This window comes from Streptomyces sp. NPDC096176, from assembly GCF_044763255.1.
Classification (GTDB): domain Bacteria; phylum Actinomycetota; class Actinomycetes; order Streptomycetales; family Streptomycetaceae; genus Streptomyces.
Genome location: NZ_JBIWFV010000004.1, coordinates 349,046 through 375,132, shown reverse-complemented (window position 1 = coordinate 375,132; position 26,087 = coordinate 349,046). Strand labels below are relative to the sequence as shown.

At 71.7% G+C, this 26,087-nt stretch carries 22 protein-coding genes and 1 pseudogene; 18 read left to right on the top strand and 5 right to left on the bottom strand.

Annotated elements, in window-relative coordinates; translation table 11 throughout:
• Window positions 1-95 precede the first annotated feature (95 nt).
• From ACIQ7Q_RS13470 to ACIQ7Q_RS13425, 10 genes are all read left to right on the top strand, one after another.
• Window positions 96-1,124 (top strand): aspartate-semialdehyde dehydrogenase, encoded by a 1,029-nt coding sequence (locus ACIQ7Q_RS13470; protein WP_403859855.1) that lies wholly within the window; start codon window positions 96-98, stop codon window positions 1,122-1,124.
• Between the two features lie 77 nt (window positions 1,125-1,201).
• Window positions 1,202-2,446, top strand: coding sequence for a TerD family protein (locus tag ACIQ7Q_RS13465; RefSeq protein WP_403859853.1), 1,245 nt, complete (start codon window positions 1,202-1,204; stop codon window positions 2,444-2,446).
• A 71-nt stretch (window positions 2,447-2,517) separates the two neighbouring features.
• Window positions 2,518-3,018 carry a hypothetical protein gene (locus ACIQ7Q_RS13460; protein ID WP_403859850.1) on the top strand — a complete coding sequence of 167 codons (501 nt, stop codon included), beginning with the start codon at window positions 2,518-2,520 and terminating at the stop codon, window positions 3,016-3,018.
• A complete protein-coding gene (locus tag ACIQ7Q_RS13455; protein WP_403859847.1) occupies window positions 2,997-3,269 on the top strand; it encodes a hypothetical protein in 273 nt (90 codons plus the stop codon). The genes ACIQ7Q_RS13460 and ACIQ7Q_RS13455 overlap by 22 nt, the downstream gene beginning before the upstream one ends.
• 105 nt (window positions 3,270-3,374) lie before the next feature.
• Complete coding sequence (gene pepN, locus ACIQ7Q_RS13450) at window positions 3,375-5,945, top strand: aminopeptidase N (protein WP_403859844.1); 2,571 nt, start codon at window positions 3,375-3,377, stop codon at window positions 5,943-5,945.
• A 169-nt stretch (window positions 5,946-6,114) separates the two neighbouring features.
• The gene (locus ACIQ7Q_RS13445; protein WP_403859841.1) at window positions 6,115-7,614 is read left to right on the top strand and encodes a sensor histidine kinase; all 1,500 of its coding nucleotides are present in this window, start codon (window positions 6,115-6,117) and stop codon (window positions 7,612-7,614) included.
• Window positions 7,611-8,027, top strand: a complete 417-nt coding sequence (locus tag ACIQ7Q_RS13440) for a roadblock/LC7 domain-containing protein (protein WP_356638092.1) — start codon at window positions 7,611-7,613, stop codon at window positions 8,025-8,027. The genes ACIQ7Q_RS13445 and ACIQ7Q_RS13440 overlap by 4 nt, the downstream gene beginning before the upstream one ends.
• Window positions 8,024-8,383, top strand: coding sequence for a DUF742 domain-containing protein (locus ACIQ7Q_RS13435; protein WP_403859838.1), 360 nt, complete (start codon window positions 8,024-8,026; stop codon window positions 8,381-8,383). Before ACIQ7Q_RS13440 ends, ACIQ7Q_RS13435 begins: the two co-directional genes overlap by 4 nt.
• Window positions 8,364-8,984, top strand: coding sequence for a GTP-binding protein (locus ACIQ7Q_RS13430; protein WP_403859835.1), 621 nt, complete (start codon window positions 8,364-8,366; stop codon window positions 8,982-8,984). The genes ACIQ7Q_RS13435 and ACIQ7Q_RS13430 overlap by 20 nt, the downstream gene beginning before the upstream one ends.
• Before the next feature lie 211 nt (window positions 8,985-9,195).
• Window positions 9,196-10,293, top strand: a complete 1,098-nt coding sequence (locus ACIQ7Q_RS13425) for a selina-4(15),7(11)-diene synthase (protein ID WP_403859833.1) — start codon at window positions 9,196-9,198, stop codon at window positions 10,291-10,293.
• A 107-nt stretch (window positions 10,294-10,400) separates the two neighbouring features.
• On the opposite strand, the pseudogene ACIQ7Q_RS13420 reads toward ACIQ7Q_RS13425, so the two are convergent.
• The 4 genes and pseudogenes from ACIQ7Q_RS13420 to ACIQ7Q_RS13405 all read right to left on the bottom strand — a co-directional run.
• A pseudogene (locus ACIQ7Q_RS13420) lies at window positions 10,401-10,769 on the bottom strand (LysR substrate-binding domain-containing protein); the annotation flags it as partial.
• 47 nt (window positions 10,770-10,816) lie between these two features.
• Window positions 10,817-11,047, bottom strand: a complete 231-nt coding sequence (locus ACIQ7Q_RS13415; protein WP_403859830.1) for a hypothetical protein — start codon at window positions 11,045-11,047, stop codon at window positions 10,817-10,819.
• A 21-nt stretch (window positions 11,048-11,068) separates the two neighbouring features.
• Window positions 11,069-13,285 (bottom strand): 4-alpha-glucanotransferase, encoded by a 2,217-nt coding sequence (gene malQ / locus ACIQ7Q_RS13410; RefSeq protein ID WP_403859827.1) that lies wholly within the window; start codon window positions 13,283-13,285, stop codon window positions 11,069-11,071.
• A gap of 9 nt (window positions 13,286-13,294) precedes the next feature.
• Window positions 13,295-13,588, bottom strand: coding sequence for a hypothetical protein (locus ACIQ7Q_RS13405; RefSeq protein WP_403859824.1), 294 nt, complete (start codon window positions 13,586-13,588; stop codon window positions 13,295-13,297).
• A 242-nt stretch (window positions 13,589-13,830) separates the two neighbouring features.
• Here ACIQ7Q_RS13405 and ACIQ7Q_RS13400 point away from each other — a divergent pair, with 242 nt between their 5' ends.
• Window positions 13,831-16,794: a beta-N-acetylglucosaminidase domain-containing protein gene (locus ACIQ7Q_RS13400; RefSeq protein WP_403859821.1), complete on the top strand. Its 2,964-nt coding sequence runs from the start codon at window positions 13,831-13,833 to the stop codon at window positions 16,792-16,794.
• A gap of 158 nt (window positions 16,795-16,952) precedes the next feature.
• Here ACIQ7Q_RS13400 and ACIQ7Q_RS13395 read toward each other — a convergent pair whose 3' ends face one another.
• Complete coding sequence (locus ACIQ7Q_RS13395; protein ID WP_403860554.1) at window positions 16,953-17,504, bottom strand: HNH endonuclease; 552 nt, start codon at window positions 17,502-17,504, stop codon at window positions 16,953-16,955.
• Between the two features lie 284 nt (window positions 17,505-17,788).
• Between ACIQ7Q_RS13395 and ACIQ7Q_RS13390 the strand changes: the two genes are divergently transcribed.
• The 7 genes from ACIQ7Q_RS13390 to ACIQ7Q_RS13360 all read left to right on the top strand — a co-directional run bounded on the left by ACIQ7Q_RS13390 (window position 17,789) and on the right by ACIQ7Q_RS13360 (window position 25,806).
• Window positions 17,789-18,859, top strand: coding sequence for a mechanosensitive ion channel family protein (locus ACIQ7Q_RS13390; protein WP_403859818.1), 1,071 nt, complete (start codon window positions 17,789-17,791; stop codon window positions 18,857-18,859).
• Between the two features lie 207 nt (window positions 18,860-19,066).
• A complete protein-coding gene (locus ACIQ7Q_RS13385) occupies window positions 19,067-20,269 on the top strand; it encodes an ROK family protein (RefSeq protein WP_403859815.1) in 1,203 nt (400 codons plus the stop codon).
• Between the two features lie 58 nt (window positions 20,270-20,327).
• The gene (locus ACIQ7Q_RS13380; protein ID WP_403859812.1) at window positions 20,328-21,665 is read left to right on the top strand and encodes an ABC transporter substrate-binding protein; all 1,338 of its coding nucleotides are present in this window, start codon (window positions 20,328-20,330) and stop codon (window positions 21,663-21,665) included.
• Window positions 21,665-22,624 carry a carbohydrate ABC transporter permease gene (locus ACIQ7Q_RS13375; RefSeq protein ID WP_403859809.1) on the top strand — a complete coding sequence of 320 codons (960 nt, stop codon included), beginning with the start codon at window positions 21,665-21,667 and terminating at the stop codon, window positions 22,622-22,624. The genes ACIQ7Q_RS13380 and ACIQ7Q_RS13375 overlap by 1 nt, the downstream gene beginning before the upstream one ends.
• 3 nt (window positions 22,625-22,627) lie before the next feature.
• Window positions 22,628-23,530 carry a carbohydrate ABC transporter permease gene (locus ACIQ7Q_RS13370; protein WP_403859806.1) on the top strand — a complete coding sequence of 301 codons (903 nt, stop codon included), beginning with the start codon at window positions 22,628-22,630 and terminating at the stop codon, window positions 23,528-23,530.
• 6 nt (window positions 23,531-23,536) lie between these two features.
• Entirely contained in the window at window positions 23,537-24,802 is a 1,266-nt protein-coding gene (locus tag ACIQ7Q_RS13365; protein WP_403859803.1) for a 6-phospho-beta-glucosidase, read from the top strand.
• Window positions 24,799-25,806 (top strand): N-acetylglucosamine kinase, encoded by a 1,008-nt coding sequence (locus ACIQ7Q_RS13360; protein ID WP_403859800.1) that lies wholly within the window; start codon window positions 24,799-24,801, stop codon window positions 25,804-25,806. The genes ACIQ7Q_RS13365 and ACIQ7Q_RS13360 overlap by 4 nt, the downstream gene beginning before the upstream one ends.
• Window positions 25,807-26,087 lie beyond the last annotated feature (281 nt).

Here is a 26,087-nt window from a genome sequence, read left to right as displayed (position 1 = left end):
GTCCCGCCACTCGGACAATCGATTGGACAAGGCGGACCCGGACATACGCATCATGGAACGGCATCAGGGCCGCAAGTACGTACGGAGGAGTCCCCGTGAAGGTCGGAATCGTCGGAGCCACCGGGCAGGTCGGCACGGTCATGCGCAACATCCTCGCCGAGCGGAAGTTCCCGGTGGACGAGCTGCGCCTGTTCGCCTCGGCCCGGTCCGCCGGTTCCACGATCGAGTGGGAAGGCCGGGAGATCACGGTCGAGGACGCCTCCACCGCCGACTTCACGGGCCTGGACATCGCCCTGTTCTCCGCCGGCGGCGCGACGTCGAGGGCGCTCGCCGAGAAGGTCGCCGCGCAGGGCGTCGTCGTGATCGACAACTCCTCCGCCTGGCGCCGTGACCCCGAGGTGCCGCTCGTGGTCTCCGAGGTCAACCCGCACGCGGTCAAGGACCGCCCCAAGGGGATCATCGCCAACCCGAACTGCACCACGATGGCCGCCATGCCGGTCCTCAAGCCGCTGCACCAGGAGGCGGGGCTGGTATCGCTGGTCGCCACCACCTACCAGGCGGTCTCCGGCTCCGGCCTCGCGGGCGTCGCCGAGCTGGACGACCAGGTCAGAGCGGCCGCGGACCGTGCCAAGGAGCTCACCCACGACGGTGAGGCGGTCGCCTTCCCCGAGCCCGGCGTCTACAAGCGCACCATCGCCTTCAACGTGATCCCGCTGGCGGGCAACCTCGTCGACGACGGCTCCCACGAGACCGACGAGGAGCAGAAGCTCCGCAACGAGTCCCGCAAGATCCTCGAGATCCCCGAGCTCAAGGTCTCCGGCACCTGCGTGCGCGTCCCGGTCTTCTCCGGCCACTCGCTCCAGGTCAACGCCCGATTCGCCAACGAGCTCGGTGTCGAGCGCGCCTACGAGCTGCTGAAGGACGCCCCGGGCGTGGAGCTCTCCGAGATCCCCACGCCGCTCCAGGCGGCGGGCAAGGACGCCTCCTACGTCGGCCGTATCCGGGTGGACGAGACCGTCGACAACGGCCTGTCGCTTTTCGTCTCGGGCGACAACCTGCGCAAGGGCGCCGCGCTGAACGCGGTGCAGATCGCGGAGCTGGTCGCGGACGAGCTGCGCGGCTGACACACCCGATCAGTGCCTGGGGGGCGATCACCGGAAGGTGATCGCCCCCTTGTGCGTGACATGGCAAGCTGCCGGGCATGACACGCATGGTCAAGGGCGCCAACGTGTCCGCGCCGGTCGAGCCGCTCCAGATCGCCGTGTGCCGGAGCAAGTCCCCCGGCGCTCCCGCCGTGGACGTCTCCGCGCTGCTCGTCGCCGCGGACGGCAGAGTGCGGGGTGACGCCGACCTCGTCTTCGCCGGCCGGCCGCACCACCCGAGCGGCGCGGTACGCCACCTGGGCACGGCCCCGGACGACGGCGGACCGCTCTTGGCGGACTGGCTGTGGCTGGACCTGGCGGGAGTCGAGCCGGGGCTCGATCGCGTGGTCGTCGCGGCATCGGCGGACGGCGGCCCGTTCGGCCGGGTGCCGGGCCTGGACATCCGGGTGACGACGATGACGGGCGCGCCGGTCGCGTACTTCGGCGTCGACGACGCGACGACGGAGACGGCGTTCGTGCTGGGCGAGTTCTACCGGCACCGGGGCGGGTGGAAGTTCCGGGCGGTGGGCCAGGGCTGGACGACGGGCCTGCACGGTCTCGCGACGGACTTCGGCGTCGGGGTCGCGGACACGGACCCACCCCCGAACGGCGCCCCCGCCGCCGTCCCCGGTCCCGCCCTGCCCTCACCCCACCCCGGGCCGGCGGGGCCACAGCGGACGGCGCCGCCGCCCGGCGGCAGCGCCCCCGTCGTGGCCGACGGCCCGCACGGTGCGGGCGGCGAGGCCGGCGCCGGCTTCGGCCCCGACTTCGTGCCCTTCGTCCTCAAAGGCCATGCGCACAAGACCTTCGCCGTACCCCGGACCGTGCCGGCGGAGCCCGCGCTGTTGCAGGTGGAGCTCGAGGACGACGGCGGGCGGGTGCAGGTCAAGCTGCTCGGGGAGACCGGTGCCCGGGGCGATGAGCTGTGGCGCGGTGACCGGAACTGGAGCAGGGCCCGATTCCTCGTACAGGTGCCGGAGGACCGGCCGCTGCGCATCGGCGTCCGGGCGAGCCGCCGGTGGGCGGTGAAGCTGATGCCGGTCTCGCACGCCGAGCCGTTCACGGGCCACGCCCACGGCCACGACCTCGACGTGCTGCGCTACGACGGCCCGGCCGACGACCTGCACTACCGCGTCGACGCCACCGACGGAGCCGACACCGCGTTCTCGCTCGGTGCCGTCTTCCCCGGCGAGGACCCGACGACGCCCCGGCCCCCGAGGCCGCCGGCAACACTGCGACGGGGGTCGTACGCCTGCCCGGCCCCGCACTGCTCCAGGTCCGCGGCCGCGCCTTCTGGTCGCTGAACGCCGCGTCCGGTCCGCCGGCGCTCGCCGAGTACGGCAGCGGCCGGCGCGCCGGCGCTCCCGTGGAGATCGTGAACCCGCTTCCGGGCTCGCCGGTGATCCTCGAGTACCACCTGGTCGCGGGCCTGACATCGCGATTCTACGAGGCGACCGAGACCGACGAGTACGGGGAGGAGCGCGCCCTGTTGTTCGCGCGCCGGGACGGCATGCGCGGACGAGTGCTGCTGTTCACCGACGGCCGGGCCGCCACCCGGGTGCGTATCCGGTCCGTGGCGCGTTGGGCACTGCGGCTGCTGCCGCTGGAGTCTGCCCGGCCACTGGTGGAAGGCGTCCGCGGCAAGGGCACGGACGTGCTGGTGCACCGGGGCGGCGCGTCCGTCGTCTCCCTGACGGGCAGCGCGGGGCGCGCCCCCTCCTACCGGGTCGAGGCGGGGGCCGCCGACGCCATCGCCCGGCGCCGGTGCTGGAGGCGTCCGGCAGTCGTCCCGCGCGCGGCCCGGTCCCGGGCGAGCCGGGCGTTCCCGCGTACGTCACCGTCCGCTGCGAGGGCGTGGGCTGGACACTGGGGCTGACAGGGGCGGACGGGCCGCGGCCTTTCGCCGAGTCGATCGAGGGCCACGGGTACGACGTCGTCCACTACACGGGCCGCCCCGGCGAGGTCCGCGTCGACTGCGGCGAGGACCACCCGGTCGAACTGTGGCTGCTGGACAAGCACTTCGCGCCGGACCGGAGGATTGCCACCGGCCCCGGCCGGCACGAGATCCAGCCGGGTCCGATCCAGGTGCGTGGCGGCGGTCGCTGGCGGATCACCGCCGGCGGCTGACACCACCGCGCGGCGGCACCCGTCGCCGGGCCGATTCTCCTGGGCGAAGGGCGGCCGGCCCGTGGAAGGATGAGCGCAAACATCACATACCGAGGAGATGACCGGGTGCCTGGCACAAACCTGACCCGTGAAGAGGCGCAGCAGCGTGCGCGCCTGCTCACCGTTGACTCGTACGAGATCGACCTCGATCTCTCCGGGGCGCAGGAAGGCGGTTCCTACCGGTCCGTGACCACCGTGCGCTTCTCGTCCGCCGAGGCGAACGCGGAGACGTTCATCGACCTGGTGGCGCCCGCCGTGCACGACGTCGTGCTGAACGGCAAGTCGCTGGACGTGGCCGCGGCCTTCCGGGACTCGCGGATCGCGCTGAAGCACCTGCACGAGGGCGCGAACGAGCTGAAGGTCGTCGCCGACTGCTCGTACACCAACACCGGCGAGGGACTCCACCGCTTCGTCGACCCGGTGGACCAGCAGGCGTACCTCTACACGCAGTTCGAGGTCCCTGACGCGCGCCGGGTGTTCGCGAGCTTCGAGCAGCCCGACCTCAAGGCCACGTTCCAGTTCACGGTGAAGGCCCCCGAGGGCTGGACGGTGATCTCCAACTCGCCGACACCGGAGCCGAAGGACAACGTCTGGGTCTTCGAGCCCACGCCGCGGATCTCGACGTACATCACGGCGCTCATCGCCGGTCCGTACCACAGCGTCCACAGTTCGTACGAGAAGGACGGGCAGTCCGTCCCGCTCGGGATCTACTGCCGTCCGTCGCTGGCGGAGTTCCTGGACGCCGACGCGATCTTCGACGTCACCCGGCAGGGCTTCGACTGGTTCCAGGAGAAGTTCGACTACCCCTACCCGTTCCCCAAGTACGACCAGCTGTTCGTGCCGGAGTTCAACGCCGGGGCGATGGAGAACGCCGGCGCCGTCACCATCCGCGACCAGTACGTCTTCCGCTCGAAGGTGACGGACGCGGCGTACGAGGTGCGGGCCGAGACGATCCTGCACGAACTCGCCCACATGTGGTTCGGCGACCTCGTCACCATGGAGTGGTGGAACGACCTGTGGCTGAACGAGTCGTTCGCCACCTACACCTCGATCGCCTGCCAGGCGTACGCGCCGGGCTCCAAGTGGCCGCACTCGTGGACCACCTTCGCGAACTCCATGAAGACCTGGGCGTACCGGCAGGACCAGCTGCCCTCGACCCACCCGATCATGGCCGAGATCCGCGACCTCGACGACGTTCTCGTGAACTTCGACGGCATCACCTATGCCAAGGGCGCGTCGGTCCTGAAGCAGCTCGTCGCCTATGTGGGCATGGACGAGTTCTTCCAGGGCGTGCAGGCGTACTTCAAGGCGCACGCGTACGGGAACACACGCCTGTCGGACCTGCTGGGCGCGCTGGAGGAGACCAGCGGCCGGGACCTGAAGACCTGGTCGAAGGCGTGGCTGGAGACGGCCGGCATCAACGTCCTGCGTCCGCAGATCACCACGGACGGCTCCGGCGCCGTCACCGCGTTCGCGGTGAAGCAGGAGGCGCCGGCGCTCCCCGCCGGCGCCAAGGGCGAGCCTGTGCTGCGCCCCCACCGGATCGCGATCGGCCTCTACGACCTGGACGACGCCGGCAAGCTGGTGCGCCGCGAGCGCGTCGAGCTGGACGTCGACGGCGAGCTGACCGAGGTGCCCGAGCTGGTGGGCAAGCAGCGTCCCGCCGTCGTCCTGCTCAACGACGACGACCTGTCCTACGCCAAGGTCCGCCTCGACGAGGAGTCCCTGAAGAACGTCACCGAGCACCTGGGCGACTTCACCGAGTCCCTGCCGCGTGCCCTGTGCTGGGCCTCCGCCTGGGACATGACCCGCGACGGCGAGCTCGCCGCCCGCGACTACCTGTCGCTGGTTCTGTCCGGGATCGGCAAGGAGTCCGACATCGGTGTGGTCCAGTCGCTGCACCGCCAGGTCAAGCTGGCCCTCGACCTGTACGCGGCGCCGGCATGGCGCGAGGCCGGTCTGACGCAGTGGACGGACGCGACGCTGGCGCATCTGCGTGCGGCGGAGCCGGGCAGCGACCACCAGCTGGCGTGGGCGCGGGCGTTCGCCGCCACGGCGCGCACGCCGCAGCAGCTGGACCTGCTCCAGTCGCTGCTGCACGGCACGGAGACCATCGAGGGCCTGGCCGTCGACACCGAGCTGCGCTGGGCGTTCGTGGAGCGGCTGGCCGCGGTGGGTGTGTACGACGAGGACGACATCGCCGGGGAGTACGAGCGGGACAAGACGTCCGCCGGTGAGCGGCACGCCGCGACCGCGCGCGCCGCGCGGCCGACCCCGGAGGCCAAGGCCGAGACCTGGGCCGCGGTGGTGGAGAGCGACAAGCTCCCCAACTCGATGCAGGAGTCGGCGATCGCCGGCTTCGTCCAGACCGACCAGCGCGAACTGCTCGCCCCGTACACGGAGAAGTACTTCGAGGCGGTCAAGGGCGTGTGGGAGTCCCGCAGCCACGAGATGGCACAGCAGGTGGCGGTCGGGCTCTACCCGTCGCTGCAGATCTCGCAGGCCACGCTGGACGCGACGGACGCCTGGCTGGCGTCGGCCGAGCCGAACGCGGCCCTGCGCCGCCTGGTCTCCGAGTCGCGGGCCGGCGTGGAGCGTGCATTGAAGGCGCAGGCAGCGGACGCGGCCGCGGAGTAGCCGAACAGGCCCTGGGGGCGCGCCGGGCGAGCGCCCGGCGCGCCTCTTTGCTTTTTGCGTCGCAGACATACCCGACAAGCGGTGACCCTGCGTCAAACCCCGTGTGTGGACCGGGATATGCTCCCGCCCGTCGTCATATGATCTTCCACGTTCGATTCTGAGGATGCTGATGGTTCGACAGGGAACGTCGACCGGAAGTCCGCGGCCCCCGGCCAGTCTTGTCTGGCAGCTGCCCGTCGCCGCGACCGTCGCGGCCGCGATCGCGGCCGTGTCCCTGGTCCCCGCTTCGGCCCGCACTCCCGTGGTCGTGATCTGCGCCGTCGCGGTCGTCGCGATCGCCGTCGCCTGCGCCGAGGTCATGCGGCGCGGCAGACTCGTGGCCCAGCTCAGGCACACGGTCGCACAGCAGGACGCGGCGCTCGCGCAGCAGGCCGCACAGACCACCCGCCTCGCCGGCGAGCTGCTGCCCCACGTGGTGGAGCAGCTGCGCAAGGGCGAGTTCCCGGAGGACGTGCTCGCCTCGCTCGACGCCTCCGCCGAGCACCAGGCGGTGCTCCGCTCGGTCGTGGAGGCGGTCAGCGCCGAGGAGGACCTGCGCGAGTCCGCCCAGCGGGCCTTCGTGAACATCGCCCGGCGTGTGCAGGCCATCGTCCACCAGCAGGCGCAGGAACTGCGGGAGATGGAGGACCGGCACGGCCAGGTCCCCAGCGTCTTCGGCGACCTGCTCCGCATCGACCACGGCACCGCGCTGATCGGCCGGCTCGCCGACTCCATCGCCGTCCTCGGCGGCGCCAGCCCGGGCCGCCAGTGGAGCAGGGCCGTGCCGCTGTACAGCGTGATGCGTGGCGCGATGTCGCGGATCATCGACTACCAGCGGGTGGAACTGCACTCGGTCTCCGAGGTCGCCGTCGTCGGCACCGCCGTCGAGCCGCTGATCCACGCGCTGTCCGAGCTGCTCGACAACGCCACCCGCTACTCGCCGCCGCAGACCAAGGTCCATCTGACCGCCGTCGACGTGCAGTCGGGCATCGCCATCGAGATCGAGGACGGTGGCGTCAGCATGAGCGAGGAGGCCCGTCTGCGGGCCGAACGCATGCTCCGCCAGGCGCAGCAGGGGATCGATGTCAACGACCTCGGCGAAACCCCTCGGCTCGGCCTCGCAGTGGTCGGCAGGCTGTCCCAGGCGTACGGATTCCAGGTCTCGCTGCGCTCGTCGGCGTACGGCGGTGTGCGTGCCGTACTCGTCGTGCCGCAGGACCTGATCACCACGGCGTCCTCCGCGACCGGGCTCGCGCACGGCATCGGCACGACCTCCGGCCCCCGGCCGGCCGACCCGGACACCCACGAGCAGCTGCCCAGGCCCGCCACCGGCCCGACGGCCTCGGTACCGGCCGACGACCTGCCGGTCGTGACCGAGCGGACCTCGAACGGTCTGCCGCAGCGGCGCCGCAAGGCCCGCGCGACCGCACCCGCCGAGCCCACCGCACCCTCCGCCGCCGCGCCTGCCGCCGCCGGTGCGACAGCGTCCGTGTCCGGCTCCGGCGCGCCCTCGGCCGCTTCGGAGTCCGAGCCCGCTCCGGCGGTGCAGCCCGGCATGTGGCTGGCCGCGTTCCAGAACGGCCTGTCCGGTGACACCACCCAGCCAAGCAAGGGGAACCAGCAGCCATGATTCAGCGGCAGTCCAACCAGACCAATATGGACTGGATGCTCAAGGACCTGGCGGAGGGCGTTCCGCAGACCCGTAACGTCGTCGTCCTGTCCGCCGACGGTCTGCGCATGGCCCAGTACGGGGCGGACACCGACACCGCCGACCGGCTGGCCGCCGCCTGCGCGGGCCTGCAGTCTCTGGCCGCCGCCGTCGCCTCCGAACTGCCGCACGGCGACGGGCAGATGCGACTGGTCGTCATCGAGATGAACGGTGGCTTCTTCTATCTGATGGCGGCCGGCGCCGGCGCGTATCTCGCGGTGCTCGCCGACGAGGGAGTCGACGCCGGGCTGATGGGCCAGCGGATGCGGGATCTCGTGCTGCGGATCGGAGAGCACCTGAGCACGCCGCCGCGGCACGAAGGACAGACCGCGTGAGCGACGCGGGCGCGGACTGGGAAGAGAGCAGTCCCGAGCGGCTCTACGTCATCACCGGCGGCCGCAGCGGCTCCTCCGCACCCAGTGCCCTGGACCTGGTCACGCTGATCGTGGCCAGGTCGGGGCCCAAACCCGGTATGCAGCCGGAGCACGCGGCGATCGTCCGCCTCTGCAACGCGCCGCTCTCCGTGGCGGAGATCTCCGCCTATCTGGGCCTGCCGGTGAGCGTCGTGACCGTGCTGCTCAGCGACCTCATGGCCGAGGACAAGGTGCTGGCCCGCGCACCCGTCCAGGCCGCCCGTCTCCCCGACCGCGCTTTGATTGAGGCAGTGATCGATGGACTTCAGAAGCTCTGAGCAGGCCGTGGGCCCGCGGAGCGAGGACGTGCTGCCGGAGACGGCCACGGCCGCCGTCAAGGTGGTCATCGTCGGTGGCTTCGGCGTCGGCAAGACGACACTGGTCGGCTCGGTGAGCGAGATCAGGCCGCTGACGACCGAGGAGACGATGACCCAGGCCGGGGTCGGCGTCGACGACACCCAGGGCGTGGAGCGCAAGACATCCACGACCGTCGCGATGGACTTCGGCCGCATCAGCATCAACGAGGAACTGGTGCTGTATCTGTTCGGCACCCCCGGCCAGGAGCGCTTCTGGTTCCTGTGGCGCGGCCTGTTCGAGGGCGCGCTGGGTGCCGTGGTGCTCGTCGACACCCGCCGGCTCGAGGTCAGCTTCGACGTCATCGGCCGGCTCGAGGAGCGCGGCGTGCCGTTCGTGGTCGCCGTCAACTCCTTCCCGGACGCGCCCGATCACCCCCTCGAGGAGCTGCGCGGCGCGCTGGACCTGCCGGAGTCGGTGCCGATCGTGCTGTGCGACGCGCGGCAGCGCGGCTCCAGCCGTGACGTCCTGATGACGCTGATGCGCTATCTCCAGACCCTCGCCACGACGCAGGAGGCGTCATGACCACTGCCCGCCGCCCCGGCGGTACATGGAGGTCCATGCTCCGTTCCGGCCGCTGAAAGTTCAAACCTGACCGGTTTTGCACGGAGATCGTCCTATTGGATCGGCCACAGTGGCTGAGTACGATGCCCCGTAGTTGATCATCTGAGCTGCAAGTTGCGTGTGTGGCCAAGGCGTTGACGCACGGCACCCGGCATCGAGAGGCAGGCCCGCAGTGGAGCCCGAGCTGACCGTTCCACCGCTCTTCTCTCCCATCCCCCAGGCGATCCACCCTCGGCACGCGGACATAGACGTCCAGACGGCGGCCTGGGCGGAAACGTTTCGCATCGGATCCGAGGAACTGCGTGGCAAGTTGGTCATGCAGGACATCGGTACGTTCTCCGCCCGCATACTGCCCGAGGGCCGTGAGGAGGTCGTCTCCCTGCTCGCCGACTTCATCCTCTGGCTCTTCGGCGTCGACGACGGCCACTGCGAGGAAGGCGAGCTCGGGCACCGGCCGGGCGACCTTGCCGGTCTTCTGCACCGCCTGATCCGGGTGGCGCAGAACCCGGAGGCGCCGATGATGAAGGACGACCCGCTGGCCGCGGGCCTGCGGGACCTGCGGCTGCGGGTGGACCGCTACGGAACGGCCGGCCAGACGGCCCGCTGGGTGGACGCGCTGCGGGAGTACTTCTTCTCCGTGGTGTGGGAGGCCGCGCACCGGCGCGCGGGCACCGTTCCCGACCTCAACGACTACACCCTGATGCGCCTCTACGACGGCGCCACGTCGGTGGTCCTCCCCATGCTCGAGATGGGCCACGGTTACGAACTGCAGCCGCACGAGCGGGACCACACCGCGGTACGCGCGGTGGCCGAAATGGCCTCCTTCGTCATCACGTGGGACAACGACATCTTCTCCCACCACAAGGAGCGGAGGGGGTCGGGCTACTACCTCAACGCGCTACGGGTACTGGAACAGGAACGCGGCCTGACCCCGGCCCGGGCGCTGGACCTCGCGATCTCCCAGCGCGACCGGGTGATGTGCCTGTTCACGAGGGTGAGCGAGCACCTGGAGGCGCAGGGCAGCCCCCAGCTTCGGCAGTACCTGCACAGCCTGCGCTGCTTCATACGCGGCGCCCAGGACTGGGGCATCAGCTCGGTGCGCTACACCACACCCGACGACCCGGCGAGCATGCCGTCGGTGTTCACGGACGTCCCGACCGACGACCGTACAGACCCGCTGGACATCCCGGCCATCTCCTGGTGGTGGGATCTCCTCGCCGACGGCACCTCAGCCGCCCGCGGACCCGTGCCGTCCCAGCGTTCCGCCTAGGGCTCGGCGCTCCGCCTGGGAGGGCTCTGCGGTGGCACGTGAGTGGACGAAGTCAACGCCACCGCAAGGGTGTCCGGGCGGACCTCGTGTCGGTCCGGCCGCCGTGCGGCCGCCGCGTCCCGCAGGGCGTCCAGCACCCTGGCCACGCCCGGCGCGGCCTGCGATCCGCGGCGTACGGCGGCGATCACATGCCGCCGCGGCCGGTCCGTGCCGCCGCCGGTCCCGAGGGCGCGCATCACGCCCCCGTCCCGGCGCTCCGCCGCCATGCGGGGAACCAGCGCCACTCCCATCCCCGCCTCCACCATCGCCAGGATCGCCGTCCAGCAGGCCGCGGAGTGCGCCTGTTCCGGCACGAAGCCGGCGGCCTCGCACGCCGTGAGCGTGATCTCGGACCACGGCCCGCTGCCGCCGAAGATCCACGGCTCGCCGGACAGGTCCGCCGGCCGCATGCGGTCGGAGCATGACAAAGGCGCCCCGGGTGCGTCACGCACCCGGGGCGCCCGAAGGCCGGATCAGCCCTGCGTCAGCTCTGCTTCCTGGACTTGTCGAGCACCATCACCAGGCCGGCGATCACCAGGAAAAGGACGATCGGCGCCACCACGTAGAGCCCGAGGGTCTCGGCCACGCTCAGGCCGGGACCCGGGTCGTCGCCGTCGTCCGGCGTGAGCGCAAGCGCCGGGGACGACATGAGCAGCATCATCAGCGTCGTACCGGCCGCGACGGCGCCGGCGCGCAAGGCGTTCTTCTTGTCCACGGGCCCCAACGTAGCGAACGGCTACGACGGCCGCGCGTCCGGGGGTGCCGTACGGGCGCCGAAGACCGCCATCAACCGGTGCAAACGGGGCGAGGCGGCCAGCTCCTCCAGGCTCATGGGGCGACCTTCGGCGTCGGAGACGGGCAGCCGCCAGTTCGGATACTGGTCCCACGTGCCCGGCAGGTTCTGCGGGCGGCGGTCGCCCACGGCGTCCGGCAGCCAGATGCCGACCACGCGCGCGGGCGTGCGCAGCAGAAAGCGGTACACCGCCCGGATGCCGCCCTCCTCGTCGCCCGCCCCCTCCGGCAGCAGACCGAGGCGGGCGAGCACGCCGAGCCACTCGGTGACATCGGCCGTCTCCTCCGTGCGCTCCTCCTCCAGGGGGCGGGCCAGCAGGCCCAGCCGGTGGCGCAGTTCCACATGCCCGCCGGTCAGCCGGGCCGCCGTGGACGGCAGATCGTGCGTGGTGGCGGTGGCCACGCACCCCTCACGCCACTTCTCCGGCGGCAGCGGCAGTCCGTCGCCGCCCCAGTCCCTTTCGAACCAGAGCACCGAGGTGCCGAGCACGCGCCGCCGCGCGAGGGCAACCCGTACGCCCGGCTCGACCGTCCCGAGGTCCTCTCCTATGACGACGGCGCCCGCGCGGTGCGCCTCGAGCACGAGGACGGCGAGCATCGCCTCGGCGTCGTAGCGCACGTACGCGCCCTCGGTGGGAGGGCTGCCGACCGGCACCCACCAGAGCCGGGACAGGCCCATCACATGGTCGATGCGCAGCGCGCCCGAGTTGCGCAGGATGCCGCGCAGCAGTCCGCGGAACGGAGCGAAGCCGGACGCTGCGAGCGCGTCGGGACGCAACGGCGGCAGGCCCCAGTCCTGGCCGTGTGCGTTGAACGCGTCGGGCGGGGCGCCGACCGACATCCCCGCGGCGAACGCGTCCTGCTGCGCCCAGGCGTCGGCCCCGCCCGGGTGCACGCCGACGGCGAGGTCGTGGACGATGCCGACGGCCATGCCGGCCTCGCGCGCCGCGCGCCCGGCGGCGGCCAGTTGCTCGTCGACCAGCCAGACCAGTCGGCTGTGGAAGTCGATCCTGTCCTTCAGCTCACTCCGAGCCGCCGCCGTCTCCGGCGAGCGCGGGTCGCGCAGCCCGGCAGGCCAGCCGTGCCATTCGGAGCCGTGGACCTCGGCGAGCGCGCACCAGGTGGCGTGGTCCTCCAGCGCCCGGCCCTGCTCGGCGAGGAAGGCGTCGTAGGCGGCGCGGCGTCCGGGGCCGAGCGGGATGCGGTGGATGATCTCCAGCGCCTCGCGCTTGAGCTCCCAGACCGCGTCCCGGTCGATCAACGCACCTTTCGCCAGCACCGATTCACGCAGCCGGGCCGCCTCCTCACGCAGTTCCTCCAGCCGTTGCCGGGCGGCCGGGTCCGCGTACGCGTACTCGGGGACGTCCTCGATCCGCAGATGGACGGGGTCGGGGAAACGGCGGGAGGAGGGGCGGTACGGGGAGGGGTCGCTGGGGGCGCCCGGCACGGCGGCGTGCAGCGGATTCACCTGTACGAAGGATGCGCCGAGCGACCGCCCCGACCAGGTGGCGAGCTCCGCGAGATCACCGAGGTCGCCCATTCCCCAGGACCGGGCGGAGAGAAGGGAGTAGAGCTGGACCAGGAAGCCGTAGGCACGCCCCTCGGGCAAGGGCGCCTCTGCAGGCGCTACGACCAGGGCGACGTCTGCGGTGCGCCCGTCGGCCGCCTCTGCGCGCAGCCGGTGCACGCCCAGGGGCAGTCGCGACCAGAGCGTCTTCGGGCCGCCGGCCGCCGCGGGCCGCTCGGCCGCGCCTGGCTGGTCCGGGGCACCTCTCGAGGGCTCCGGTCTCGCGCCCGGGCGGCGGCGGCCCGCGGTGGTGGGGGCGGCCGGTGGCGGGGTCGTCCAGGTGAGGGCGTCGCCCGACTCCGTGGTCACCCGCAGCGCGGTGCCGGCCGGGAGGGCGGCGAGGGGCGGCGGGAGGGCAGGGCCGTCGCCGGCGGGGCCCCGCCACAGAACCACCGTCCGCGGCAGCAGCCGCTCCGCGGCGGCCCGCTCGGCGCGGTCGACCGCGGCGCGTACCGCCTGCGGCGTGGACGCGTCGACATCCAGCGCGGCGAGTACGGCCACGACAGTGGCGTCCGGGACTGCGACGGTGACGCCCTGGGAAGGCGCGAACGTGGTGGCGACTCCGTGCAGCTCGGCAAGCCGGGCAAGGGCCATGCGGACTCCTTAGACCCCTGGCGACTCCGTACCGCCCGCCGTGCCGTGGGCGGTCGGCTCGCTCGTGAGGGGCGCGATGTCGGCGAGCGGCGGCTCGCTCGTGAGGGGGGCGGCGTGAGCGAGCGGCGGCTCGCTCGTGAGGGGGGCGTCGTAGGCGAGCGGCGGCTCACTGGTCAGCGGGACCTCGGAGGCGAGCAGGCAGGCGGCCTGAGCCGGTTTGCGGCGGCTCGGAACCCGGCCGGGAATCTGGCCCGGGACCTGTTTGGACAGGGCGGAGAGCAGCAGGTGCGCGGATGCGGCCACGTCGATCACTCCAATGGGATGTGAGGGGTTACAGCAGCCCTACCCAGCGGGCGCGACCGCAGACGTACTCGATCCGTCAACGTGTTCCGTGTCACATTCCGTTCCCCGTCCGCCAATTGTCTCCGATCATTCACCACCGCAGGCAAAAGGTGCACAACGGCCACGCACATTGACACCCCGACGGTGGTGGTGGTGGGCTCGAAACCGACCGGAATGACGGGGAACATCGAGGGGAGACAGCCGTGCGGCTCGGGGCGAGGAGGCGTACGGCGGCAGCAGTCGCGGTCGCCGTCATCGGCAGCCTGCTGGGCGGGGCGGGCGGGGCGTACGGCGCGCCCGCACAGCCGCAGGAACCCGGTTCCCCCGCAGGCAGCGCACAGGACCCGAAAACCGACTCCGCGCCCCCCGCCGTGTGGCCGCGCCCCCAGTCGCTGCGGGCACAGGGCGAGGCCGTACGGCTCGGCGACGAGGCGACCGTCGTCGCCGACCCCTCCGCCGACCCGTACGCGGTCGAACTCCTGAAGGAGACGCTTCGCGCCGCCGGCGTACGGACCGTGCACACCGCACTGCCCGGACGCGGCCCCGTGGTGCATCTCGGCGGCGGCGAAGCCCAGTCGGCACTGCGCGCACTGCGCGCGCCCGAGCGCGCAGACCTGCCCTCGGGCGGCTACCGTCTCGCCGTCGGACGCGTCGCGGACCGTTACACGGTCGCCATCGACGGCGTCGGCGAGGACGGCCTGTTCCACGGTGTGCAGACGCTGCGCCAACTCGTGGCGGCGGGCGCGGACGACGGGACCGTCGCGGGCGTCGTCGTGCGCGACTGGCCGGGGACCGCCGTGCGCGGCATGACGGAGGGCTTCTACGGGCAGCCCTGGGACCGCGAGCAGCGCCTGGCACAGCTCGACTTCATGGGTCGGACCAAGCAGAACCGCTACCTCTACGCCCCAGGCGACGACCTCTTCCGTCAGGCCCGCTGGCGCGACCCCTATCCGGCGGCGCAGCGCGCCGAGTTCCGCGAGCTGGCCGAGCGGGCGCGCCGCAACCACGTCACCCTCGCCTGGGCCGTCGCGCCCGCGCAGTCGATGTGCCTGGCCGACAACGCCGACGTGAAGGCGCTGACGCGGAAGATCGACGCCATGTGGGCGCTGGGGTTCCGCTCCTTCCAGCTGCAGTTCCAGGACGTCAGCTACAGCGAGTGGCACTGCTCCAGGGACGCGGCGACCTTCGGCTCCGGCCCTGAGGCGGCGGCGAAGGCGCACGCGCGGGTCGCCGGACAGCTGGCGCGTCACCTGGCCGAGCGCCATCCGGGCGCGGAGCCGCTGTCCGTGATGCCGACGGAGTTCTACCAGGAGGGCGCCACCGACTACCGGCGTGCGCTCGCGGAGCAGTTGGACAACAGGGTCCGCGTGGCCTGGACAGGGGTCGGCGTGGTGCCGCGCACCATCACCGGCCGTGAACTCGCTGGCGCACGGGAGGCCTTCGAGCATCCGCTGGTCACCATGGACAACTACCCCGTCAACGACTACGCCCAGGACCGGATCTTCCTCGGCCCGTACACGGGCCGTGAGCCCGCCGTGGCGACCGGTTCGGCGGCGCTCCTGGCCAACGCAATGGAGCAGGCCTCTGCCTCCCGCATCCCCCTGTTCACCGCCGCCGACTACGCCTGGAACCCGAAGGGTTACCGGCCCGAGCAGTCGTGGCAGGCCGCGCTGGACGACCTGGCGGGCGGTGACGCGAAGGCCCGTGAGGCGCTGCACGCCCTCGCCGGCAACGACACGTCCTCGATACTGAGCCCCGACTCCGAGTCGGCGTATCTGCGGCCGCTGCTGGACGAGTTCTGGCGCTCGCGCACCACCTCGGACACCAAGGCGAGGGACCGCACCGCGGCCTCCCTGCGCGCGGCGTTCACGGTGATGCGCCGGTCGCCGGAGCGGCTCTCGGGGACCGCCGACGGCCGGCTGGCCGGCGAAGTACGGCCGTGGCTCACCCAGTTGGCCCGCTACGGGCAGGCCGGTGAACTGGCGGTGGACATGCTGCAGGCCCAGGCCCGCGGCGACGGCGAGGCGGCATGGCGCGCCTCACTGGCCCTGGAGCCGCTGCGCACGGCCGTGGGAGCGAGCCGGGCCACGGTCGGCAAGGGCGTACTGACCCCGTTCCTGGACCGGGCGGCGAATGAGTCGCGGGCCTGGACGGGAGCCGACCAGGCCGCCGCCGGACAGCCCGGCGAGGACGTCGTACGCCTGGAACGGCCCCGGCCGCTCACAGCCGTGACCGCGATGACCGCCCCCGCGACCGGCGCGCCCCGCTCCGCCGAGTCCGCGGGCCGGCTCGAGGCCCATGTGCCCGGCGAGGGCTGGCGTTCGCTGGGACCGCTGGCGGCGGGCGGCTGGACACAGGCCGACGCGAAGGGCCTGCGGGCCGACGCCGTGCGCGTGACGACCGCCGACGGCGGCGACGTGGCCGTGAAGTCCCTGGTGCCGTGGTTCGCGGACGAACCGGCGGCCGGGCTCGATCTCGTTCGCGAGACGACCAGCGCCCAGATCGGCGGCCGTCCGCAGCGTGCTCAGGTCCGGCTGACCGCGCAGCGCCCGGCGGAGGTGCGCGGCGCCCTCACCGCGAAGGCCCCGGCGGGCATCCAGGTGAGCGTCCCGAAGGAGACGACAGTGCCGCGCGGGCTGCGCACGACCGTCCCCGTGGAGGTGTCGGTCCCCGAGGACACACCGGCCGGTGAGTACCGCGTGCCGGTCTCCTTCGCCGGGCAGGAGCGCACGCTCACCGTGCGGGCCTTCCCCCGCACCGCCGGGGCGGACCTGGCACGTGCCGAAGGGGCGAAGGCCTCGTCGTCGGGAGACGAGACGCCCGACTATCCGGCGGCCGCCGCGGTCGACGGCGACGCCACGACCCGCTGGGCCTCACCGCTGGGGCCGAGCGCATGGTGGCAGGTGGAACTGGACCGCCCCGCCCGGGTGGGCGAGGTGGTGCTGCACTGGCAGGAGGCGTACGCGACGCGGTACCGCATCCAGGTCTCCGCGGACGGCAAGGTCTGGCGCACCGCGGCGACGGTGAATGACGGCGGCGGCGGACGTGAGCTCGTGGGCATGGACGCGAAGGACACCCGCTTCATCCGCGTGCAGGGAGACGAGCGGGTGACCGACTTCGGATACTCCCTGTTCTCGGTGGAGGCGTACGCGGTGGCGGAGGACTGAGAGCGGCGGCCTGCTGCCTCGGCACTCAGGGCGCGCGGCCTGCTGCCTCGGGGCTCAGGGCGCGCGGCCGTGCCGAGGGCGCTGCCGCGGTGCCCGCGCCCGGGCCGCCGGAGCTGCCCGGCGGCTCCGACCCGTCCGGTGATCGAGGCGCACGTCCGTCACGCGGAGATGCCGTCGACCGAGATGCCGTCGATGCGGGTGATCGCGTCGTCCGCGCCGTACGGCTGCAGGTACGGCAGCCACCGCGGATCCCTGTGGCCGGTGCCGATGATGCGCCAGGCGAGCCCGCTCGGCGGTGCCGGCTGGTGGCGCAGCCGCCAGCCCAGCTCCCGCAGGTGCCGGTCGGCCTTGACGTGGTTGCAGCGGCGGCACGCGGCCACCACGTTGTCCCAGGCGTGCTGACCCCCGCGGCTGCGCGGAACGACGTGGTCGACGCTGGTTGCGACGCCACCGCAGTACATGCAGCGCCCGCCGTCGCGGGCGAAGAGCGCTTTGCGGGTAAGAGGAACGGGCCCCCGGTAGGGGACCCGCACGAACCGCTTGAGTCGCACGACGCTGGGCGCGGCGATGACACGGGTCGCACTATGCATGAAGGCGCCGGACTCCTCGAGACAGAGAGCCTTGTTCTCCAGGACGAGGACGAGCGCGCGGCGGAGCGGTACGACGCCGAGGGGCTCGTACGACGCGTTGAGGACCAGGACGTGCGGCACGGTGGATGCCTCCTTGTACGCCGGCGGCGCGTGGCTCGCGCCGGGACGATCTGTCATCAGTTTCGCCTCATGGCCGCTCCTGGCGCCACCACGTACGCGTAACGGGCTCGAGGTGTTTTCCGCCACAGGGTGTCCGGCGTGCCCCCGCGCGGGCCTCGGACGACCGCGGCGGGCCTTCCGGGCGGGCCGGTGAACCTTGTCTCTTGGGCGCCGAGGAAGCCGGATCGGGCCGGATGCCCGGTTAGGGTTATTGGTCTCCCCTCGCAAGCCTGGAGGTTCATTTCGTGACCGCCTTCTGGTCGTCGGCCCTGCTGGAAACCGCGCCCTCGCCCACTCCCGTCACCCTCGACGAGGCCGCCAGGCGAGCCGAGGACGCGGCGGGATGGGTCGAGCAGAACTGGTCCACCTGGCTGAACACGGGACTGCGTATCGCGCTGATCCTCGTCGTGGCGCTGGTGCTGCGGATGCTGGTGCGCCGGGCGCTGACGAAGCTGATCGCCCGGATGAACCGCTCCGCGCAGGCCGTGGAGGGCACGGCGCTCGGCGGCCTCCTGGTCAACGCCGAGCGGCGCCGCCAGCGCTCGGAGGCCATAGGTTCCGTACTGCGCTCGATCGCCTCGTTCGTAATTCTGGGCACGGCGGGCCTGATGGTCCTCGGCGCCTTCAAGATCGATCTGGCGCCCCTGCTCGCGTCCGCGGGTGTGGCGGGTGTCGCGATCGGTTTCGGAGCGCGCAACCTGGTCACCGACTTCCTGTCCGGCGTCTTCATGATCATGGAAGACCAGTACGGCGTAGGTGACTCCATCGACGCGGGCGTCGCCTCCGGCGAGGTCATCGAGGTGGGGCTGCGGGTCACGAAGCTGCGCGGCGACAACGGCGAGATCTGGTACGTGCGCAACGGCGAGATCAAGCGGATCGGCAACCTCAGCCAGGGCTGGGCGACGGCGGCCGTCGATGTCACCGTCCGCTCCTGCGAGGACCTGGACCACGTCAACGCGGTCATCGGCGAGGTCGCCGACGACCTCGCGAAGGCCGAGCCGTGGAACGAGCAGCTGTGGGGCCCGGTCGAGGCACTGGGGCTGACCGAGGTGCTCCTGGACTCGATGACGCTCCGGGTCTCCGCGAAGACGATGCCGGGCAAGTCGCTCGGGGTGGAGCGGGAGCTGCGCCGGCGCATCAAGCGCGCTTTCGACGCGGCGGGCATCCGCATCGTCGGCGGGCTGCCGCAGCAGGCCGACGAGGCCGCGGCCGACCCGACCGCCGGCATGGCGGCCCCGTCGGCGTTCGCCTCGTCCGTGTCGCCGCAGTCGGTGGCCGCCTCGCCGATACCGCCGCCGGCGAATCTTTCGAAGTGACGGCCGCGAGCGCCGGCCGCTGACCGCGAGCGGCCATCGGCGCCGTCGCCACTCTCACGCAACGCCCCCTCGGTAACGCTTTGGTTGCCCAGGGGGCGTTTGCCATTGACGGGTGTCCGCGGGCGGCCTACTTTCCTCCTACGGAATAGGAAACTTTCCTAACAGTCCAGGTCGCAAGGCCGGAGCCGAGAGGCAGGTGCATCCGCCGTGGCCGGAACCACGCCCGGTACCCCGCGCGTCCTGCGCGCCATGAACGACCGTGCCGCGCTCGATCTGCTGCTGGAGCACGGCCCCCTCTCCCGGACCAGGATCGGCAAGCTCACGGGCCTGTCCAAGCCCACCGCGTCCCAGCTGCTGGCCCGTCTGGAGGCCGCGGGGCTGGTCGTCGTCACCGGCACCACCGAGGGGCGGCCGGGCCCGAGCGCCCAGCTGTACGCGCTCAACGGGCGCGTGGCCCACGCCGCGGGCCTGGACGTCACCCCGGAGCGCATCCGTGCCGCCGTCGCCGACATCACCGGCACGACCGTCGGAGAGTTCGAGCTCGCCACCCCCGGGCGGCGCTCCGACAGCGTCGTACGGCAGGTCACCGACGCCCTCGACGGGGCCGTGAAGGCCGCCGGCCTCACCCGCTCGGACCTGCACCGCCTGGTCATCGGCACGCCGGGCGCCTTCGACCCGTCCACCGGCCGGCTGCGGTACGCGTCCCACCTGCCCGGCTGGCACTCGCCCACGCTGCTCGACGAGCTCGCGGCGGCGCTGCCGATGCCCGTCGAGTACGAGAACGACGTCAACCTCGCCGCGGTCGCCGAGCAGCGCGTCGGCGCGGCCCACGGCCACGACGACTTCGTGCTCCTGTGGAACGAGGAGGGCCTCGGCGCCGCCGTCGTCATCGGCGGCCGGCTGCACCGCGGATTCACCGGCGGCGCCGGCGAGGTCGGCTTCCTGCCCGTGCCCGGCACGCCGCTGGTCCGCCAGGTGACCAAGGCCAACAGCGGCGGCTTCCAGGAACTGGCCGGCGCGCAGGCGCTCCCCCGGCTGGCACGCGAGCTCGGCCTCGAGGACCTGGGCAGCGGCCCGCATGCCGAGGTCGCGACCGCGCTGGTCGCCAGGGCCGCGGAGACGGACTCGGGGCCGTACGGGCAGCTGCTCGACGCGTACGCGACCGGGCTCGCGACCGGTCTGGCGTCCATGGTGGCCGTGCTCGACCCCGAGTTGGTCGTCCTGTCCGGAGAAGTCATCGCAGCGGGCGGGGAACCGCTGCGGACGCGCGTCCATGCCGAGCTGGCCGAGCTGGCCGCCTCCCGGCCGCGCCTCGTGCTCGGGGCCGTACGCAAGCACCCGGTGCTGCGCGGGGCGCTGGAGAGCGCGCTGGCCACCACCCGCGACGAGGTCTTCGACACCTCCCGCTGACCGCACCACCCCCTACGCCCCTTCCCCCGACCCGTCCTTGTCACAGGGAGGCACCGTCATGCCCCGAAACCCCCGGACCACGGCCGCCGCACTCGCCGCGACCGCCGCGATATCGCTGCTCGCAACGGCCTGTACCGGCCAGGCGCAGAACACTGCCTCCGACGATCCGAACGCCGAGACGACGCTCACCTTCTGGCACGGCTGGTCGGCGCCGAGCGAGGTCGCCGCCATCGAGGCGAACATCAGGTCGTTCGAGAAGGCGCACCCCCACATCAAGGTGAAGACCGTCAAGGGCATCACCGACGACAAGCTGAACCAGGCGCTGCGCGCGGGCGGTTCGAACGCGCCGGATGTGGTCTCCTCCTTCACCACCGACAACGTGGGCAGGTTCTGCACCACCAACGCGCTCGCCGATCTGAAGCCGTTCCTGGAGAAGTCGAAGATCGACCCGGCGAAGACCTTCCTGCCCCAGATGGCCAAATACACCGAGCACGACGGCAAGCGGTGCGCGGTCCCGCTGCTGGGCGACGCGTACGGCCTCTACTACAACAAGAAGGCGTTCGAGGAGGCTGGGATCGCCGCCCCTCCGAAGACCCTCTCCGAGTTCGACGAGGTCGCGAAGAAGCTCACCAAGGCCAAGGGCGACAGCTACGAGCAGCTCGGCTTCATGCCCAACTTCCAGGGCTATGAGACGACGTTCGAGCACTACGCCTCGCAGTTCGGCGTGGAGTACTTCGACGCCGAGGGGAAGTCCAACCTGGCCGAGGACCCGGCCGCCAAGGAACTGTTCGTCTGGCAGAAGAACCTCGCCGAGAAGCTCGGCGGATACAGGAAACTGGAGAAGTACCGCACCGGCCTGGGCGACGAGTGGGGCCCCAAGCACCCGTTCCACACCGGCCAGGTGGCCATGCAACTCGACGGGGAGTGGCGCGGGAAGATGGCCACGGACGCCGACCTGAAGTTCGAGATCGGCGCGGCGCCCTTCCCCGTCCCGGACGACCGGGCGGCCGACTACGGCAAGGGCTACCTCTCCGGCACCATCCTCGGCATCGCGAACGTGAGCAAGAAACAGAACGCCGCCTGGGAGCTGGTGAAACACCTCTCCACGGACACCGACGCGGTCGTCTCCTTCGCCAACGCGATACACAACGTGCCCTCGACCGTGGCGGCCCTGAAGTCGCCCGAGCTGAACGACGATCCGCTGTACCGCACGTTCGTGGACATCGCGCAGCACCCCAAGAGCGCTCACGCACCGTCGTCCGTCAACGGCGGTGCGTTCCTGCTCACCGCGCAGGACCTGGGTGTGCGCTACGAGGCGGGGCGGGAGAAGGACCTCGACGCGGGCCTGCGGAAGACCGACGCCCAGGTCGACAAGGACAACGAGCAGGCCCGCTGATGGCCGCCACCGCCCTCGACGCCGGCCGCGCCCTGCGGACGAGGCGGCGCAGGTCGGCACTGCGCACACTCGGTTTCCTCTCCCCGTGGCTGATCGGATTCGCGGTCTTCTTCGTCTACCCGCTGGTCTCGACCGTCTACTTCTCCTTCATGAAGTACGACGGGTTCGCCCCACCGACATGGGTGGGACTGAAGAACTGGTCGTACGTCTTCACCGACTACCCCTTCTTCTGGCCCGCCCTGCGCAACACCCTGTGGCTGGTCGTCGTCATGGTGTCGCTGCGGGTGGTGTTCGGGGTCGGCATCGGACTGCTGATCACGAAGATCAAGACGGGGGCGGGGGTCTTCCGGACGTTCTTCTACCTGCCCTACCTGGCCCCGCCGGTCGCCGCGACCATGTCCTTCGTCTTCCTGCTCAACCCCGGCACGGGACCGGCGAACACGATCCTCGAGGGGATCGGGCTGCCGGCCCCCGGCTGGTTCACCGACCCGGCCTGGTCCAAACCGTCGCTGACGATCCTGGCCCTGTGGGGCATCGGCGACCTGATGGTGATCTTCATGGCGGCGCTGCTCGACGTACCGAAGGAGCAGTACGAGGCGGCGGAGCTGGACGGGGCCCGAGTCTGGCAGCGGTTCCGCTACGTCACGCTCCCGAACATCTCGCCCATCGTGCTGTTCGCCGTGATCACCGGTGTGATCGCGACGATGCAGTACTACACCGAACCGCTGGTGGCGGCGAAGGTGGCGAGCGGGGTGATCGGCGGCTCCGGACAGCAGTTCGAGCCCGGCTACCCCGACAAGAGCACGCTCACCGTGCCGCAGACCGTGTACAACCTCGGCTTCCAGCGCTTCGACACCGGCGCGGCCTGTGTGGTCGCCCTGGTGCTGTTCGTCCTGGCCATGGCCTTCACGGCGTTCTTGATGCGGCGGCGTTCCGGCTTCATGTCGGCGGAGGACTGAATCATGACCACCATGACACCGACCGCGTACCCCTCGGCGGCGCAGCGCCCCAGGAGCACCGCCGCGCGGCGCTCCGCGCGGCGCCGGGCGGCGCTGGAGTGGATCGCGATCCACTCGCTGGCGATCGCCGCCTCACTGTTCTTCCTGCTGCCGTTCGTCTTCGTGTTCCTGACCGCCGTGATGAGCGACGACCAGGCCCTCACCCGCGATCTGTGGCCGCGCACATGGGAGTGGGGCAACTTCGCCACCGTCTGGAACACACCCGGATTCCTGACCTGGTGGCGCAACACGCTGCTGTACGCGGGGCTCGGCACCGTGCTCGCCGTCGGCTCCAGCATCCCCGTGGCGTACGCGCTGGCCAAGTTCCGCTTCCGCGGCCGCAATCTGGCGATGATGATGGTCATCGCGATGATGATGCTGCCGCCTCAGGTCGTCGTCGTGCCGATGTACCTCTTCTGGGCGAAGCAGCTGGACCTGGCCGGCACCCTGTGGCCGCTGATCATCCCGTTCGCCTTCGGCAACGCCTTCACCATCTTCCTGCTGCGGCAGTTCCTGCTGACCATCCCGAAGGAGTACACGGAGGCGGCCAGGATCGACGGCTGCGGCGAGTTCCGCACGATGGTGCGGATCGTGCTGCCGATGGCCAGGCCGGCCGTCGCGGCGGTGGCGCTGTTCCACTTCTTCTACTGCTGGAACGACTACTTCGGACCGCAGATCTACGCCTCGGAGAACCCGGCCGCCTGGACCCTGAGCTACGGCCTGGAGTCCTTCAAGGGCGCCCACCAGACCGACTGGAACCTGACCATGGCCGCCACGGTGATGATCATGGCACCGGTGATCGTGGTCTTCTTCTTCGCACAAAAGGCCTTCATCGAGGGCGTCACACTGACCGGAGTGAAGGGCTAGTCAGACATGAAGCTCGCTGTCGTGGGGGGTGGTTCAACCTACACCCCCGAACTCATCGACGGATTCGCGCGGATGCGCGACACGCTGCCCATCGAGGAACTCGTCCTGATCGACCCCGCTGCCGAAAGGCTCGAACTGGTCGGCGGCCTCGCCCGGCGCATCTTCGCCAAGCAGGGCCATGACGGCGGGATCGTCACCACCTCGGACGTCGACACGGGTGTCGCCGGCGCCGACGCCGTCCTGCTGCAACTGCGCGTCGGCGGGCAGGCCGCGCGCAACCAGGACGAGACCTGGCCGCTCGAGTGCGGCTGTGTCGGCCAGGAGACCACCGGCGCGGGCGGTCTCGCCAAGGCGCTGCGCACCGTGCCCGTCGTCCTGGACATCGCCGAACGCGTGCGCCGCACCAACCCCGACGCGTGGATCATCGACTTCACCAACCCGGTGGGCATCGTCACCCGCGCACTGCTGCAGGCCGGACACAAGGCCGTCGGCCTGTGCAACGTCGCCATCGGCTTCCAGCGGAAGTTCGCCCGGCTGCTGGACGTGGCCCCCGCCGACGTCCATCTGGACCACGTGGGGCTCAACCACCTCACCTGGGAGAGGGCGGTGCGGCTGGGCGGGCCGGAAGGCGAGAACGTACTGCCGCGGCTGCTCGCCGAGCACGGCGACGCCGTCGCCGCCGATCTGCACATGCCGAGGGATCTGATCGACCGCCTCGGCGTCGTGCCCTCGTACTACCTGCGCTACTACTACGGCCACGACGAGGTCGTACGGGAGCTGCGCACCAAGCCGTCGCGGGCGGCACAGGTCGCGGAGATGGAGAAGCAGCTGCTGGAGATGTACGGCGACCCGGCACTCGACGAGAAGCCGGAGCTGCTCGCCAAGCGCGGCGGCGCGTACTACTCGGAGGCGGCCGTGGACCTCGCCGCCTCGCTGCTCGGCGGCGCCGGATCTCCGTACCAGGTGGTGAACACGTACAACAACGGCACGCTTCCCTTCCTGCCGGACGACGCCGTCATCGAGGTGCAGGCGGCGGTCGGCACCAAGGGGGCGACACCGCTGCCGGTGGACGAACTCGACCCGCTGTACACCGGGCTGCTCGCGGGAGTGACCGCGTACGAGGACCTGGCGCTGGAGGCCGCCCTGCGCGGCGGACGCGACCGGGTCTTCAAGGCGCTGCTCTCGCATCCGCTGATCGGCCAGTACGAGTACGCCGAGAAGCTCACCGATCAGCTGATCGCGCACAACCAGGAGCACCTCGCGTGGGCGTGACCGAAGTTCCCGCGGGGAGCCGCCCCGGACCGCCCGTGGTGCCCCCGGTGGTACTCGCCGTCGACGCGGGAAACAGCAAGACCGACGTGGCCTTCGTCGGCTCGGACGGCTCCGTGCTCGCCTCGAGCCGGGGGCCCGGATTCCAGCCGCCGCGGGTCGGTGTCGCGGTGGCCGTCGACATCCTCGCCTCGACGGTCGAGGAGGCCAGGGCCGAGGCCGGCGTCACCGGCACGGTCGAGCATGTCTCCGCGTGTCTCGCCAACGCTGATCTGCCCGTCGAGGAACGGGACTTGACGACCGCACTGCACAACCGTGACTGGGGGCGCACGACCCAGGTGCGCAACGACACCTTCGCGATCCTGCGCGCCGGTGTGGACGAGCCGCGTGGCGTGGCCGTCGTGTGCGGCGCGGGCATCAACTGCGTGGGCATGCTGCCCGACGGCCGCACGGCCCGTTTCCCCGCGATCGGGAAGATCTCCGGGGACTGGGGCGGCGGCGCGGGCCTCGCAGAGGAGGCACTGTGGTCCGCGGCACGCGCCGAGGACGGCCGCGGCGCCCCGACGGCCCTGGCCGCCACGCTGCCCGCGCACTTCGGCCTGGGCTCGGTGTACGAGCTGATCGAGGCACTGCACCTGGGCCGCGTCGCCGCGTCGCGCAAGCACGAACTGACCCCCGTGCTGTTCGCGACGAGCGCGGAAGGCGACCCGGTGGCCCGCTCGCTGGTGCACCGGCAGGCCGAGGAGGTCGTGGCCATGGCGACGGTGGCGCTGCGCCGCCTCGAACTCCTCGACGAGGAGGTGCCGGTACTGCTCGGCGGCAGCGTGCTGGCCGCACGCCACCCGGACCTGGACGGGCGCATCCGCGAACTGCTGGCGGCCGTGGCACCGAAGGCCGTGGTCGAGGTGGTGACGGCAGCGCCGGTACTGGGGGCGGCGCTGCTGGGACTGGACCACATCGGAGCGCCGTCGACGTCACGGGCGACGCTACGGGCCCATTACGGGTAGACGTGGGGAGGCGGGACCGCCGCGGGGGGGATCCCCCCTCCTCTTCGCGCTGTACCGATGTGCGGCTCCGGCGCGTGGGGAGCAAGCCCCGGGCCCGCAAGACGCTCCGCGCGGCGCCACCGAACGTTGGCGGGCCCGGCGGAGGCTGCCACGGGCCGACGGGCCGTGGGGAGTTCGGGGCGGAGCGCCGACGAGGGAGCACGCTCCGCACCCGCGGAGAGGGTTCCGCCGAGGGAACCGATCCAGGTCGGGGAGCGTATACATGGTGGGGACGGCAAGAT